Genomic DNA, 14178 nt, shown 5'->3' with positions numbered 1-14178 from the left:
AGTGAGATCCGCCACGAGATGTGATTCTCGCCGGAGCTGCCGGTCGACGACCGGCCGATCCCATTTTATCTTTTCTGTGAATCCGCTGCGAATGCGATTCGATGTCGAACTACTTTTCACTCGGCCTCGAGAAATATTTCGTTCGACGTCGAGCCACTTCGCCGAGCGGTCCCGGGAGCGTCCGAGCACCCTCCGATACACTCGGTGCGGTGACGGAACTGCTCAGCACCCTGATCGAGGCGGTACGCGACCTCGATCCCGTGTTGCGCACGCTCATCGCCGGCTTCGGCATGATGCTCGAGACCTCGGTCTTCGTCGGTCTCGTGGTGCCCGGCGACACGATCGCCCTCGTCGCCTCCGTGGGGGTGACGACCCCCGCGCAGTTCTTCTGGCTCGTCGCCGCGCTCGTGCTCGGCGCCGTCGCCGGCGAGAGCATCGGATTCGCGCTCGGGCGATGGGCGGGACCCCGGCTGCGCGCCAGCCGCGCCGGACGGCGCCTGGGCGAGCGCAACTGGCGGATCGCGGAGCACTACCTCGGCGAGCGCGGCGGAATCGCCGTGTTCCTCTCCCGATTCCTCCCCGTCCTGCACTCGCTGATCCCGCTCACCGCGGGCATGGCCGGCATGCGCTACCGCGTCTTCCTCGCGTGGACCGCCTCGGCGAGCATCGTCTGGGCGCTGCTCGTCGTCTCGCTCGGAGCCGGCGCGGCGGCCGGCTACGAGCAGCTGGCCGGACGGGTGAAGGGCGCCGGCTTCATCTTCGCGGGCGCCGCGGCGGTGGTGGTGCTCGCGCTGTGGGCCGTCAAGCGCGCGTTCCTGCGGCGGGAGCGCGAGCACATGCGCCTCGCGGGCGAGGACACCGGCGACGAGTAGCCCCGCCGTCGTCTGGCCGACCGCGCCGCACGTCTAGACTGGCGGGGTGACTTCGAACGCACAGCCCGATTCCCGGCCCCGTTTCGCGGCCCGCCTGGAGGACTGGCTGCACGTGCGCCGCGCCCGTCGCGCCATCGCCCGCGGCAAGAAGCCGTCGGTGATCCCGTACATCGGCTACGGCAGCACCGACTGGGTGCGCGTGCTCGGGCGCGTGCTGTACCTGAAGCCGGAGAGTCGGGAGCACACGCGCTTCAGGCCCGACGTCGCCGAGGTCTCCCGCGTGCGCGGCTGGCGCACCTTCACCAGCCTCTCGGTGCCGCACCAGCCCGTGCGGGTGCTCATCGACGGCGAACCCGTGACCGAGGTCGTGGCCGATCGGGGCGGCGTGATCGACTCGATCGTTCCGGTCTCGCTCTCCCCCGGCTGGCACACGCTCACGCTGCAGGCGGGAGACAGCGAGGCCGCCGACGCCCCCATCAAGGTGCTCGACCCGAAGGCGCGCATCGGCGTCATCTCCGACATCGACGACACGATCCTCATCACGGCGCTGCCGCGGCCGTTCGTCGCCGCCTGGAACAGCTTCGTGCTCGACGAGCACGCCCGATCCGCCACGCCCGGCATGGCCGTGATGCTCGACCATCTCGTCGCGAACCACCCCGGCTCCCCGGTCGTCTACCTCTCGACGGGCGCCTGGAACGCCGCGCCGGCGCTGAGCCGATTCCTCGCCCGCAACCTCTACCCCATGGGACCGATGCTGCTCACCGATTGGGGACCCACGCACGACCGGTGGTTCCGCAGCGGCAAGGAGCACAAGCGTCGCGAGCTCAAGCGGCTCGCAGCCGAGTTCCCCGACGTGCAGTGGGTGCTCATCGGCGACGACGGGCAGCACGACGAGGAGCTCTATCACGAGTTCGCAACCGCGCATCCCGAGAACGTCGCCGCGGTGCTGATCAGACAGCTCTCCATCGGGGAGGCCGTGCTCGCGGGCGGACGCTCGAAGGCCAACCTGCACCGCAGCACCAGCGGCGTGCCGTGGGTGTACGGGCCCGACGGCGCCACGCTGCGCGAGGACCTGCGCAAGCTGGGACTGCTGTGACCCCGGAGCCCCGGTGAATCCCGACCGTCTCGCCGGGTGGTGGCGCGCGCCCCGCCGACTCACCAGCCGGATCCGGGCGGAGCAGCGGACCCCGCTCATCCAGGTGGTGAAGACCCTCGCCTCCATGATCATCGCGTGGTTCACGTGCCTGCTCGTCTTCCCCGACCAGCTGCCGATCTTCGGCGCGATCGCCGCCCTCCTCGTGGTGCAGGACAACGTGGACCAGTCCCTCAGCAAGGGCTTGGAGCGTGTGGTCGGCGTACTGCTCGGCGTCGCCGTGGCCCTGCTCACGGGAGAGTTCCTCGGTCAGCACTCCTGGCTGTTCATCGCGGCGCTCGTGGCCGGCCTCGCCCTCGGCTGGCTGCTGCGCATGACACCGAGCGCGGCCAATCAGATCGTGGTGAGCGCGCTGCTCATGATCGCGCTCGGCGGGCTCGAGCTGCACTACGGCATCGAGCGACTGGTCGAGACCCTCATCGGCGCGCTCATCGGCGTCGCCGTGAACGCGCTCGTCGCCGCTCCCGTGCGCACACTGCCCGTGCACGAGGCGCTCGTGTCGCTCACCGAGCACGCGGCGGCCGCCCTCCGGAGAATCGCCGACGCGCTGGATCGGCCTCGCGACGACGACTGGCTCGAGGAGATGCACGTCGAGGCCCGGGCGCTCCAGACGGAGCGGACGCGGGCGCACGGCCTGCTGCGCCAGGCCAGGGAGAGCCTGCGGCTCAATCCGCGCAGCCGCCGCTACTGGACGGGCCTCGAGAAGGACGATGCGCTGTTCCAGCGGCTGCAGCCGATCGTCACGCAGATCGGCGGCATGTCGCGGGCCGTCTACGATCTCTACGAACCCGACCTCGTCTCCGACGCCTCGGTCGTGGGCATGGTCGAGGAGATCCGCCGGGCCGCGCACGACCTCGAGCGGCTCGTGCGCGCCGACTCGCAGGAGCCGGACGCCGAGGAACCCCCGGCGCTCACGGCGCCGTACACGATCCCGCAGGCGCATCCCGATCACTGGGTGCTCATCGGATCGCTGATGGAGGATCTGCGCCGCGTGCGCGGCCGGATCACCGGGGAACTGGAGTAGCACGGCGCTGGAGTAGCACGGCGCTCGAGTAACACGGCGCTCGAGTAACGCAGGAGGGCGGGGCCGGCCGAAGCCGATCCCGCCCTCGTCGCGTCTTCCGGCTACTGAGCCAGAGCCGCCTGAATGTCGAGCGTGATGGTGACGTCGGAGCCGAGCAGCAGGCCGCCCTTTTCGAGCGGAGCATTCCAGGTCAGTCCGAAATCCTCGCGCTTGACGACGGCGGTGGCGGTGAAGCCGACCTTGTAGTTGCCGTAGGGGTCCTCGCCGAAGCCGCCGAACTCGAAGTCGAAGGTGACGGGCTTCGTCACGCCGCGCATGGTGAGGTCTCCGTCCACCTTGAAGTCGCCGCCCTCCTGACGCACGCCCGTGGAGACGAAGGTCAGCTGCGGGTGCTCCTCGGCGGCGAAGAAGTCGCCCGTGCGCAGGTGGCCGTCGCGGTCGGCCTGGTTCGTGTTGATCGAGGCGACCTCGGCGGTGGCCTGGACACTCGAGTCGAGCGGGTTCTCGGCGGTCACGAACGTCGCGTCGAACTGCTCGAACTTGCCCTTGACCTTGCTGATGGCGAGGTGACGCACGGAGAAGCCGACCTCGGAGTGGGTGGGATCGATCGTCCAGGTGCCGACGCGGTAACCGGGGATCTGCTCTACAGTGATGGACATTCAGGTGCCTTTCATTCGACGAGTGGGTCTGATGAAACACAACTCATACATGCGCATGCATATTCCCGCGGGTGTGAAGAAATTTCGCGGCGCGGGATCAGCGCGGACGGCGCTTCGCGCTCTCCCGCGCCCGCTCCACCGTCTCGTCCGCTCCCGCGATCGCCTCGAAGCTCCCGTAGCGGCGGCGCGCCGCCTCGCCGATGAGGAAGTCGCTGAGGGCCGGGTTCTTCGGCAGCAGCGAACCGTGCAGATAGCTGCCGATCACGTTGCCCGTACGCGCCCCTTCCAGCCCGTCATCGGGGTTGTTGCCCGCGCCCTGCGTGACCCTCCCGAGGGGGCGCGATCCCGAACCCAGCGTGGTGTTGCCGCTGTGGTTCTCGTACCCGATGATCTCGCCGAACTCCTCGGACTCGAGCACGATGTTGCCGATCATGCGCTCGCTGCCGCCGCGGGTCTCCACGTCGAGCACGCCGATACCCGCGAGCTCCTCGCCCGTGTGCGTCACGAAGCGGTGGCCGAAGAGCTGGTAGAGCCCGCAGATCATGAGCATGGGCGTGCCGTCGTTCGCGAGCGCCCGGATCTCGTCGGCTCGCGCCGCGAGGTCCTTCGCCACGCGCCCCTGGCCCGAGTCCTGCCCGCCGCCGCCGATCACGATGTCCACGGTCTCGGGCAGCGCGTCGCCGGGGTTGACCTCGACCACGCGCGGCGCATACCCCTGCGCCCGCGCCCGACGCACGAGGGAGAGCACATTGCCGCGATCCCCGTAGATGTTCATGTCGCGCGGGTACAGCGACACGATCGTCAGCTCCTGCTGCTCACTCACCAGATGTCCTCCACGTCGGTCAGCTCCGCGAGCGCCCGCCGCAGCTCGAGCATGGCCGTATAGGTGCAGTAGATGCGTCGCGGGTCGCCGGCGTCGCCCGCGGGCATGGTGCGCTCCCGGAACTCGCGCAGCGCGCGGCCCAGGTCCTCCTCGACGTGCCCCACCGGCACCTCGTCGTGCTCCAGGCGCAGCGCCATGTCCCACGCCCGCGTGCCGCTGACCGTGTCGACGCCGCCCTCGGCGAGCGAGGTGAAATCGACGTCCCACAGCCAGGACATGTCGCGCCCGTCGGCGTACTGGTCGTTGATCGCGATCATCACGGCCACCCCGCTCGGGTCGAAGGAGGCGAGCCCGAGCCGGAAGCCGGCCGGGTTCTTCACCAGCACCAGTTCGAGCGGCTGCCCGTCGAGCATCAGCCGCTCGCCACGACCGAACGCCGGCCGCACCTCGGCGAGGGCCGCGAGGATCGCCTCGGTCGTCGGGCGCGGCGCGGATCCCGCGGCCGGGCCCGCGGAGAGCCCCGCGAGCGGACCCGCCTCGAGGATCATGCGCACCGTGACGAGCGCCGACGCCGCATTGAAGGTGTTGTAGAGGCCCTCGAGCTTGAGCGAGGTGCGGTGATCGGCGCCCTCGATGCGGAACACCGCCTCGTGATCGCCGAGCTCCACGAGCGTGACGTCGGCTTCGCCCCGCTCCGGGACCGCGGCGGCGACCGGGGCGGCGTGGAAGTCGTCGTCGCTGGGGAACGTCGACAGCAGCGCATCGGAGAGCCCGAAGCCGTGCACCCCGGGCCCGCCCGCGCGCTCGCGGGTGCGCTCCCCGATCGCCGCGACGAGCCGGTCCTCGCGGTTCACCACGAGTCCCTCCGTGGTGGCATCGGCGATGCGCTGCAGCAGCTTCGCCGTCGCATCGATCTCGCCGAAGCGGTCGAGCTGATCCCGCAGCACGTTGAGCAGCAGGGTGAAGCGCGGCGGCACCCGGTCGATGAAGTACATCGCGTGCGCCTCATCCAGTTCGAGCACCGCGATGTCGGCGTCGAGTCTGCCGCCGACCGAGCACTCCTGAATCGCTGCGGCGACCACACCGCGCGAGAAGTTCGAACCGGTGCGGTTCGTGAAGACCCTGAGACCCTGCGCCTCGAGCATCTCCACGATCATCTTCGTGGTGGTGGTCTTGCCGTTGGTGCCGCTCACCGCGACCACGCCGTACGGCAGGCGCCCGAGCACGCGGGCGAGGAACCCGGGATCCAGCTTCTCCACGACCAGACCGGGAAGCGCGGATCCGCCGCCCCGCAGCCGCGCGATCTGCCGTACCGTCTTGCCGATGGCGGCCGAGAGGAAATCACGCATGCGTCAAGCCTAGCGGCGGTGCTACTCCGCCGCGTGTCTGCCCCGCGGCTCCCCGCGCAGTTCCCGCGGCAGCAGCTCGGGGCGCACCCGCCGGGTGCGCTCGATGCGCTGCTCGCGCCGCCAGGCATCGACCGCCGCGTGGTTGCCGCTCAGGAGCACCGGCGGCACCTCGCGCCCGCGCCACTCAGCCGGTTTCGTGTAGCTCGGGTACTCCAGCAGGCCGTCCTCCTCGTGCGACTCCTCGACGAGGCTCTCCGGGTTGCCCACCACCCCGGGCAGCAGCCGGCCGATCGCCTCGATCATGGCGATCGTCGCGACCTCTCCCCCGTTGAGCACGTAGTCGCCGATGCTCACGAGGCGCACGCGCCCGCGCGCGGCGTACTCGTCGAAGACCCGCTGGTCGATGCCCTCGTAGCGGCCGCAGCCGAAGACCAGGTGCTGCTCGTGCGCGAGCTCGCGGGCCATGCGCTGATCGAAGACCTCGCCGGCTGGCGAGGGGAAAATGATGAGGGGCTCCCGGGTGCCGGCGGGCGAGTGCTGGGTCTCGACTCGCTCCGCTCGCTCGACCGGCGAGTCCGCGAGGATCCGGTCGAGCATCTCGCCCCAGGGCTCGGGCTTCATCACCATGCCGGCACCGCCGCCCGCAGGGGTGTCGTCGACGGTGCGGTGCCGATCGTGTGCGGCGTCGCGCAGATCGTGCACCCGCACGTCGATGAGCCCCTTCTGCTTCGCCTTGCCGAGCAGCGAGAGCTCGAGCGCGTCGAAGTAGCCGGGGAAGATCGAGACGATGTCGATCCTCACTCGGCCTCAGCCTCCTCGAAGAGTCCTGCGGGCGGGGTCACCCGCACCACGCGGGCTTCGACGTCGACGCTCGGCACGATGGCCTCGACGAACGGCACGAGCACGGTGCCGTGATCGGTGGTCACCGCGAGCAGGTCCTGCGCCGGGAAGTGCTGCACCTCGGCGACCGTGCCCAGCACGACGTCGTCGCGCACCACCGACATCCCGACCAGCTCGTGGTCGTACCAGGCGTTCTCCTCCTCGCCCGCGGCGACGGCCTGCTCGTCGATCCAGAGGATCGCGCGCACGATGCCCTCGGCGGCGGTGCGATCGGGCAGCTCCTCGAAGAAGCCGACCGGCGAGTCGTTGAACCAGCGCAGCTCTCGCATCGTGATGGTGCGCCCGAACCACGGCGAGTCCTCGGGGACCTGCAGGTGGAACAGCGCTCCCGGCACGAAGCGCAGTTCGGGGTTGTCGGTGAAGAGCTCCAGCTTGATGCCGCCCTTCAGGCCGTGCGGCTTCGTCAGCCGCCCGACGCGCAAACTCCCCGCCCCGCTAGCGGGACGGGGAGCTCGCGCACGCTCTCGCGCATCGGCCATCAGGCGTCGTCCTCCGACTCGCCCGCACCGACCTCGTCGGTGTTGTTGTCTTCCGAGTCGGCGTCATCGGTGTCGACCACGTCGACGCGCACGCGCCCGGTCTCGGCGAGCGCCGAGACCACGGTGCGCAGCGACGACGCGGTGCGGCCTCCGCGTCCGATCACACGGCCGAGATCGCTCGGGTGCACGCGCACCTCGAGCACCTCTCCGCGGGCGGTGTCCCGCGAGTCGACGCGCACGCGCTCCGGGTGATCCACGATCCCCCGCACGAGATGGTCGAGCGCTTCGGCCAGCGCCTGCTCAGCCAAGAGGATTAGCCCTCGGTGGTCTCGGCGGCGGCGTCCTCGGCCGGAGCCTCAGCGGCCTCCTCGGCCGCGGGCGCGGCGGGCTTCTCCGCCTTGGGGCGCAGCACTGCCTTCTTGGAGGCGTCGGCCTCGAAGACGGCCTTGGGCTCGACCGGCAGCACCTGCGACTCGGTGCTGCCCTCGCCCGTGAACTTGCCCCAGTCGCCGGTCAGCTTGAGGATCGCGGCGACCTGCTCGGTCGGCTGCGCGCCGACGCCGAGCCAGTACTGCGCACGGTCCGAATCGACCTCGATGAACGAGGGGTTCTCGGTCGGGTGGTACTTGCCGATCTCCTCGATCACGCGGCCGTCGCGCTTGGTGCGCGAGTCGGCGACGACGATGCGGTAGTAGGGCGCACGGATCTTGCCGAGGCGCTTCAGACGGATCTTGACAGCCATGGATGACTCCTTGAGTTGGTCGATTCGAGAATCGAGGGGTGTGACGCCGCACCGCTGTTCACAGCAGGGACGGAAGCCTGGGCGCGCGAGTGCGCGAACTCATCAATCCTGCCACAGCCGGAGCGGAAAATCAATTTTTGTCAGGATCAGGGGTTTTTTAGGGTTCTGGCGCACACTGGAGCCATGACACGCATCACCACGGCCCTGGCCGGCCCCGATGACGCCGACGCGCTCGCGCGTCTCCAGGCCGACTTCAACGCCGAGTTCGAGTCCCCGTGTCCGACGCACGCCCAGCTGGCGCGCCGCTTCCGCGCGATCCTCGCCGGCCCCGCGGGGTACGCGGTGCTCGCCGGGTCGCTCCGCTCTCCGGCCGGCTACGGCCTCGTCACCCTGCGCCCGACGATCTACTCCGACGGACCGCTCGCGGTGCTCGACGAGCTGTACGTGCGACCCGAACAGCGGGCCGACGGGATCGGAACCGCCGTTCTCGAGCGTGTCATCGCCGAGCTGCGGGTGCGCGGCGGCGAGGAGATGCACATCAACGTCGATGAGGTCGACACCGATACGCGCCGCTTCTACGAGCGCCACGGCTTCACGAACACGGAGCCGGGCACCGCCGACCGGATGCTGCTCTACGTGCGGGAGTTTGTCTAGCGCAGGCCCTTGCCGAGCATCTGCTGCAGCTTGGCGAGATCCTCCTCGCTGGGCTGCGCGGCGCCTCCGGCACCGAGGCCGAACCCGGAGCCGCCCTTCTGCGCCGGCGCAGCCGCGACACCGGCCGCCTCCTGCGCACGCTTGGCCGGGTTGCCCGAGCGCTTCGCACCCTTTCCCTTGCCCTGCTGCTTCTTCTTGCCGCCGTGACCGCCCATACCGGGCACCGGCCCCATGCCGGGGATCTGGGGCACGCCGCCGCGCGCGACCGTCTTCATCATCTTCGCCGCCTGCTCGAAGCGCTGCACGAGCTGGTTGACGTCGGTCACGGTCATGCCCGAGCCCTTGGCGATGCGCAGGCGCCGGGACCCGTTGAGGATCTTCGGGTTCGCGCGCTCGTCGCGCGTCATCGACTGGATGATCGCCTCCGTGCGTACGATCTCCCGCTCGTCGAAGCCGTCGAGCTGGTCCTTCATCTTGCCCATGCCCGGCAGCATCCCCATCATCTTCTTGATGGAGCCGGCCTTGCGCAGCTGCTGCATCTGGCCGAGGAAGTCGTCGAGCGTGAACTCGTCCGACGCGATCTTCTCGGCGACCTTGCGGGCCTCGTCCTCGTCGAAGGCCTGCTGGGCCTGCTCGATGAGGGTGAGGATGTCGCCGAGGTCGAGGATGCGGCTCGCCATGCGGTCGGGGTGGAACGGCTCGAAGTCGCCGAGTCCCTCTCCGGTGGAGGCGAAGAGGATCGGCCGGCCCGTGAGGCTCCGGATCGAGAGCGCCGCGCCGCCGCGGGCGTCGCCGTCGAGCTTGGTCAGCACGACGCCGGTGAAGTCGACGCCCTCCTGGAAGGCCTGCGCCGTCGCCACCGCGTCCTGGCCGATCATGGCGTCGATGACGAAGAGCACCTCGTCGGGATCGGTGGCCTTGCGGATGTCGGAGGCCTGCTGCATCAGCTCGGCGTCGACGCCCAGTCGGCCGGCGGTATCGATGATCACGAAGTCGTGATGCGCGCGGCGGGCCTCGGCCACGCCGTTCTCCGCGACCCGCACCGGATCGCCGACGCCGTTCCCGGGCTCGGGCGCGTAGATGGCCACTCCCGCCTGCTCGGCGACCACGCCCAGCTGCGTGACGGCGTTGGGGCGCTGCAGATCGCAGGCCACGAGGAGGGGCGTGTGCCCCTGATCCTTCAGCCACTTCGCGAGCTTGCCCGCGAGCGTCGTCTTGCCGGCGCCCTGCAGACCCGCGAGCATGATGACCGTCGGCGGGTTCTTCGCGAACTGCAGCCGGCGCTGCTCGCCGCCGAGAATGCCGACGAGCTCCTCGTTGACGATCTGCACCACCTGCTGCGCCGGATTGAGCGCCTGGTTCACCTCGTCGCCCAGGGCGCGCTCGCGCACGGTGGCGGTGAAGGCCTTGACCACGTCGAGCGCGACGTCGGCCTCGAGCAGGGCGCGCCGGATCTCGCGCACGGTGCTGTCGACGTCGGAGGCCGACAGCTTGCCCTTCGCGCGCAGGTTCTTGAAGGTCTCGGTCAGCCGAGCGGAGAGGTTCCCGAAAGTAGCCATAGCGGCACCATTCTAGTCGGTGCCGGCGATGCTCGCCGCGGTCAGCCTCCCGCGCTCCTCCGCCGGGGCATCGCGGCGGCTCCCGCGAGCATGAGCGCCGCAGTGATCGCGATGCCGACGAACACCCACCCGGTCGCGGCGATCACCGTCGGCACGTGCTGCTCGCCGCCCCCGGATGCGATGACCCCGTTCGACACCGCGCCGTAGACGGCGACGCCGATCGCACCGCCCGCCGTGCGGGCGAAGACGTTGAGCCCGGTGACCGCTCCGCGCTGGTTCCACTCCACCGAGGCCTGCGCGGCGATGAGCGTGGGCGTCGCGGTCCACCCCAGGCCGAAGCCGATGGCGAACGCGCAGGCGGCGATGCTCACGGGATCCGGCCGCGGCGCCACCGCGACGAGCGCGATCGTGCCGACCGTGGCGATGGCGCTGCCGATGAGCGCCGTGCGGCGGAAGCCCCAGCGCAGATAGATCGCGCCGGAGGTCGTCGCCGCCACGGGCCAGCCGAGCATGCAGGCCGCGACGGCGAAGCCCGCGACCAGCGGCGGGGATCCCGCCGCGCGCTCCAGATAGCTCGGCGCGAAAGCGGTGAAGCCGGTCAGCAGCGCCCCGACGCAGGCCGAGATGCAGGTCGGGGCCCACACGACGGGCGACTTGAGCAGGGTGAGATCGAGGATCGGCTCCGCGGCGCGCCTCGCGAGCAGCACGAAGGCGGCGAGCGCCGCGATCCCGATCGACATGAGACCGATGCCGGTCGGCGAGAGCCAGGCCCAGCCGTGACCTCCCTCGATGATCGCGAGGATCGTCGCGGTGAGCCCGAGGGTGAGCACCACGGCGCCGACGAAGTCGATGCGGCGCTCGCTCCGCACCGGACTCTCCCGGTAGTTGCGCAGCAGCAGGGCCCCGGCGATGAGGCAGAGCGGGATGTTGATCAGGAAGATCCACCGCCAGGAGACGAACTGCGAGAAGACCCCGCCGAGCGTCGGTCCGAGCACGGACGCCGTCGCCCACACGCCCGCCATGTACCCCTGCACCTTGGCGCGCTCCTCGACCGTGTAGATGTCGCCCGCGACGGTCTGCGCCATCGGCGCGATGGCCCCGGCCCCGAGCCCCTGCAGGCCCCGGAAGACGATGAGCGCGGGCATGCTCCACGCGAAGCCGCAGGCGATGGACCCCAGCAGGAAGAGGGCGATGCCGATGAGCAGGATCGGCTTGCGCCCGATCATGTCGGAGAGCTTGGCGTAGATCGGCACCGAGATCGCCTGCGCGAGCATGTAGCTCGAGAACAGCCAGGGGAACTGCGCGAAGCCGCCGATGTCGGCGACCACGCTCTGCACCGCCGTCGCGAGGATCGTGGCGTCGACGGCGATCAGGGCCGTCGCGAGCATGAGCGCCAGCAGGATCGGGCCGCGCTCCGAGCGCAGGCCGATCTGGGCGCGTGAGACCACGCCGTCAGCCCACGAGCTGCTGCGCGAAGACGTGGGGCGTGAAGCCCGTGAGGTCGCCGATCCCCTCGCCCTGTCCCACGAGCTTGATCGGCAGCCCGGTCTTCTGCTGCACCGAGAGCACGAAGCCGCCCTTCGCCGAGCCGTCGAGCTTCGTCAGCACGAGGCCCGTGACCCCCGCGTGCTCGATGAACGCCTCGGCCTGCGCGAGTCCGTTCTGACCGGTGGTCGCGTCGAGCACCAGCAGCACCTCGGCGACGGGCGCCTGCTTCTCGATGACCCGGCGCACCTTGCCGAGCTCGTCCATGAGCCCGCCCTTGGTCTGCAGCCGCCCGGCGGTGTCGATGATCGCGATGTCGTACGCCTCGTTCTTCGCGCGCTCGACGGTCTGGAACGCCACCGAGGCGGGATCCTGCCCCTGCTGCTGCGGCTTCACGATGTCGACGCCCGCACGATCGGCCCAGGTGCCCAGCTGCTCCACCGCCGCCGCGCGGAAGGTATCGGCGGCCCCCACCAGGATCCGCTTGTCGAAGGTCTTGAGGTAGTTCGCGAACTTGCCGATCGTCGTGGTCTTGCCCACGCCGTTGACGCCGACCACGAGGATGACCGCCGGACGCTCGGAGAGATGGAGCGTGGGATCGTAGGCCGCCAGGCGCTCCTCGATCGCGTCGCGCAGCATGCTGCGCATCTGCTTCACCTCGGTCACCCGGTGCCGCTCCACGTCGGCGCGCAGCTGCTCCAGGATCGACTCCGTGACCTCCGGACCGAAGTCGGCGGTGATGAGCGCCGTCTCCAGGTCGTCCCACGTGTCCTCGGTGATGACCTCGGGGCCGCTGAAGATGCCGCGGAACGCTTTCGAGAAGGACCAGGATCGCTCAGCCATGCTCTCGATCCTAGTGCGCGGGTCGGGATCGCCCCGAACCCCGCTTCCCGCCCCGGAAGGTGACGCGGTCCTGAAAAGTTCTCGACCTCCTCCAACGGGCGGGCCTCATGCGCGGCGCTTCATGTCTCGTATCGACAACGATGCCGCCACGCCCCGGACCCGAATCGTGCGGCGGGGCGAGTGTCGGTATATATTTGGGCGACACTACTGCCGGGCAGCCACCGCGCCGCCCCCTCAATTCATTGACCAATGGAGGTCCAGTGAATCCGAAGCCCCAACGAAGACGAACCGCCGCGAAGGGACTACTCCTCCTCCTGATCACCGGGCTCCTGACGGTGCTCGGGATCGGTGGACTCGCCTCCCCGGCATTCGCAGCCGACTGCACACCGGACGCATCCACCGGCTGCGTGCAGGGTGTGATCAGACTGAGCGACGGCGATCCCGCAACGGGCATCTCCGTCTCGCTCAGCGGCGGCGCCGAGGCGCAGCAGACGGAGACCGACGAGAACGGCCGCTGGGTGTTCAGCGTCACCGAGGCCGGCACCTACACGGTCACGGTCGACGAGGCGACGCTGCCGGACGGCGAGTTCTTCAGGAGCGCCGACAGTCGCGACGTGCAGGTGCAGCTCAACAATCAGGCGAGCGCGCTGTTCCCCCTGACCGATGATCCCGACGCGGCCCAGGCCACGACGGGCGGAGGCGGCGACGGGCAGGAGGCAGCGCCCTCGCAGTCGTCGGCCAACCCCTTCTCCTGGCCGCGGTTCTGGCAGCAGTTCGCCTCCGGCCTCCGCATGGGCCTGCTCATCGCACTCGCCTCGCTCGGGCTCTCGCTGATCTTCGGCACCACCGGCCTCAGCAACTTCGCGCACGGCGAGATGGTCTCGATGGGCGGCCTCATGGCCGCCGTGTTCATGGGGCTCACCGGCAATCTCTGGCTCGCCGGCCTCGCCGCGGTGGCGGTGATGGCGCTCTTCGGCTGGGCGCAGGACAAGGTGCTCTGGAAGCCGCTGCGCAAACGACGGCTGAGCCTCATGCAGCTGATGATCGTGTCGATCGGCCTCTCGATCACCATGCAGTACCTGTTCCAGTTCTTCTTCGGATCCGGCATCGTCCGCATCGACACGAGGAACCCGGCGACCGCGACCATCTTCGGCATCACGATGACCGTGCAGTCGTACGTGGCCATGGGCGTGGCGCTCACCGCGATCATCCTGGTCGGGCTCGCGCTCATGTACACCCGCTTCGGCCGTGCCACGCGGGCCATCTCCGACAACCCGGCCCTCGCCAAGGCGTCCGGTATCGACGTGGATCGTGTGATCAACATCGTCTGGATCGTCGGCGGCGGCCTCGCCGGCCTCGCCGGCGTCTTCCTCGGACTGGTCTTCAACGGGATCAACTGGTTCACCGGAGGCCAGCTGCTGCTGCTGTTCTTCGCAGCGGTCACCCTCGGCGGCCTGGGCACCGCGTTCGGCGCCTTCGTCGGCTCGATGATCATCGGCATGATGGTGGAGCTGACCAACATCTGGCTGCCCGGCGATCTCAAGTTCGCCACGGCGCTGATGCTGCTCATCCTGATCCTGCTCGTCAGACCGCAGGGCATCTTCGGTCGCAAGGAACGGATCGGTTAGGAATACAT

At 69.7% G+C, this 14178-nt stretch carries 15 protein-coding genes; 5 read left to right on the top strand and 10 right to left on the bottom strand.

Annotated elements, in window-relative coordinates; translation table 11 throughout:
* Positions 1-209 precede the first annotated feature (209 nt).
* From AMS65_RS09130 to AMS65_RS09120, 3 genes are read left to right on the top strand one after another with little or no spacing between them, the layout of a single operon-like run.
* The gene (locus tag AMS65_RS09130; protein WP_053383850.1) at positions 210-872 is read left to right on the top strand and encodes a DedA family protein; all 663 of its coding nucleotides are present in this window, start codon (positions 210-212) and stop codon (positions 870-872) included.
* A gap of 46 nt (positions 873-918) precedes the next feature.
* A complete protein-coding gene (locus tag AMS65_RS09125) occupies positions 919-1968 on the top strand; it encodes an App1 family protein (protein ID WP_083451580.1) in 1050 nt (349 codons plus the stop codon).
* Between the two features lie 13 nt (positions 1969-1981).
* On the top strand, positions 1982-3049 hold the full coding sequence (locus AMS65_RS09120; RefSeq protein WP_075200931.1) for an FUSC family protein: 1068 nt from the start codon (positions 1982-1984) through the stop codon (positions 3047-3049).
* Between the two features lie 101 nt (positions 3050-3150).
* Here AMS65_RS09120 and AMS65_RS09115 read toward each other — a convergent pair whose 3' ends face one another.
* From AMS65_RS09115 to rpsP, 7 genes are all read right to left on the bottom strand, one after another.
* Positions 3151-3708: a YceI family protein gene (locus tag AMS65_RS09115; protein ID WP_053383849.1), complete on the bottom strand. Its 558-nt coding sequence runs from the start codon at positions 3706-3708 to the stop codon at positions 3151-3153.
* Between the two features lie 97 nt (positions 3709-3805).
* A complete protein-coding gene (locus tag AMS65_RS09110; RefSeq protein WP_394324725.1) occupies positions 3806-4531 on the bottom strand; it encodes a type 1 glutamine amidotransferase in 726 nt (241 codons plus the stop codon).
* Positions 4528-5880: a Mur ligase family protein gene (locus AMS65_RS09105; protein WP_053383848.1), complete on the bottom strand. Its 1353-nt coding sequence runs from the start codon at positions 5878-5880 to the stop codon at positions 4528-4530. The genes AMS65_RS09110 and AMS65_RS09105 overlap by 4 nt, the downstream gene beginning before the upstream one ends.
* Positions 5881-5901: 21 nt before the next feature.
* The gene (gene trmD, locus AMS65_RS09100) at positions 5902-6681 is read right to left on the bottom strand and encodes a tRNA (guanosine(37)-N1)-methyltransferase TrmD (protein WP_053383847.1); all 780 of its coding nucleotides are present in this window, start codon (positions 6679-6681) and stop codon (positions 5902-5904) included.
* Positions 6678-7259, bottom strand: a complete 582-nt coding sequence (rimM, locus tag AMS65_RS09095; protein WP_053383846.1) for a ribosome maturation factor RimM — start codon at positions 7257-7259, stop codon at positions 6678-6680. The genes trmD and rimM overlap by 4 nt, the downstream gene beginning before the upstream one ends.
* Positions 7259-7567, bottom strand: a complete 309-nt coding sequence (locus AMS65_RS09090) for an RNA-binding protein (protein WP_053383845.1) — start codon at positions 7565-7567, stop codon at positions 7259-7261. The genes rimM and AMS65_RS09090 overlap by 1 nt, the downstream gene beginning before the upstream one ends.
* 5 nt (positions 7568-7572) lie before the next feature.
* Positions 7573-8001 carry a 30S ribosomal protein S16 gene (gene rpsP, locus AMS65_RS09085; protein WP_053383844.1) on the bottom strand — a complete coding sequence of 143 codons (429 nt, stop codon included), beginning with the start codon at positions 7999-8001 and terminating at the stop codon, positions 7573-7575.
* Positions 8002-8184: 183 nt separating this feature from the next.
* On the opposite strand from rpsP, the gene AMS65_RS09080 reads away from it, so the two are divergent.
* A complete protein-coding gene (locus AMS65_RS09080; RefSeq protein WP_053383843.1) occupies positions 8185-8655 on the top strand; it encodes a GNAT family N-acetyltransferase in 471 nt (156 codons plus the stop codon).
* Here AMS65_RS09080 and ffh read toward each other — a convergent pair.
* From ffh to ftsY, 3 genes are read right to left on the bottom strand one after another with little or no spacing between them, the layout of a single operon-like run.
* Positions 8652-10214 (bottom strand): signal recognition particle protein, encoded by a 1563-nt coding sequence (ffh, locus tag AMS65_RS09075; RefSeq protein WP_053383842.1) that lies wholly within the window; start codon positions 10212-10214, stop codon positions 8652-8654. The two genes, AMS65_RS09080 and ffh, sit on opposite strands and share 4 nt — an antisense overlap.
* A gap of 41 nt (positions 10215-10255) precedes the next feature.
* On the bottom strand, positions 10256-11662 hold the full coding sequence (locus AMS65_RS09070) for an MFS transporter (RefSeq protein ID WP_053383841.1): 1407 nt from the start codon (positions 11660-11662) through the stop codon (positions 10256-10258).
* A gap of 4 nt (positions 11663-11666) precedes the next feature.
* The gene (gene ftsY / locus AMS65_RS09065; RefSeq protein WP_053383840.1) at positions 11667-12542 is read right to left on the bottom strand and encodes a signal recognition particle-docking protein FtsY; all 876 of its coding nucleotides are present in this window, start codon (positions 12540-12542) and stop codon (positions 11667-11669) included.
* Positions 12543-12802: 260 nt separating this feature from the next.
* On the opposite strand from ftsY, the gene AMS65_RS09060 reads away from it, so the two are divergent.
* Positions 12803-14170 carry a branched-chain amino acid ABC transporter permease gene (locus tag AMS65_RS09060; protein WP_241489396.1) on the top strand — a complete coding sequence of 456 codons (1368 nt, stop codon included), beginning with the start codon at positions 12803-12805 and terminating at the stop codon, positions 14168-14170.
* The last annotated feature ends 8 nt before the right edge of the window (positions 14171-14178 follow it).

The sequence above is a fragment of the Leucobacter celer subsp. astrifaciens genome, assembly GCF_001273835.1.
In the GTDB taxonomy this organism is placed as follows: Bacteria; Actinomycetota; Actinomycetes; order Actinomycetales; family Microbacteriaceae; genus Leucobacter; species Leucobacter celer.
This window is presented reverse-complemented; position numbering and strand designations above follow the sequence as displayed.

Coding starts and splice junctions, on each gene's coding strand:
- rpsP (WP_053383844.1), bottom strand. CDS start 8,001: ATGGCTGTCAAGATCCGTCTGAAGCGCCTCGGCAAGATCCGTGCGCCC.
- AMS65_RS09080 (WP_053383843.1), top strand. CDS start 8,185: ATGACACGCATCACCACGGCCCTGGCCGGCCCCGATGACGCCGACGCG.
- AMS65_RS09115 (WP_053383849.1), bottom strand. CDS start 3,708: ATGTCCATCACTGTAGAGCAGATCCCCGGTTACCGCGTCGGCACCTGG.
- AMS65_RS09105 (WP_053383848.1), bottom strand. CDS start 5,880: ATGCGTGATTTCCTCTCGGCCGCCATCGGCAAGACGGTACGGCAGATC.
- ffh (WP_053383842.1), bottom strand. CDS start 10,214: ATGGCTACTTTCGGGAACCTCTCCGCTCGGCTGACCGAGACCTTCAAG.
- rimM (WP_053383846.1), bottom strand. CDS start 7,259: ATGGCCGATGCGCGAGAGCGTGCGCGAGCTCCCCGTCCCGCTAGCGGG.
- ftsY (WP_053383840.1), bottom strand. CDS start 12,542: ATGGCTGAGCGATCCTGGTCCTTCTCGAAAGCGTTCCGCGGCATCTTC.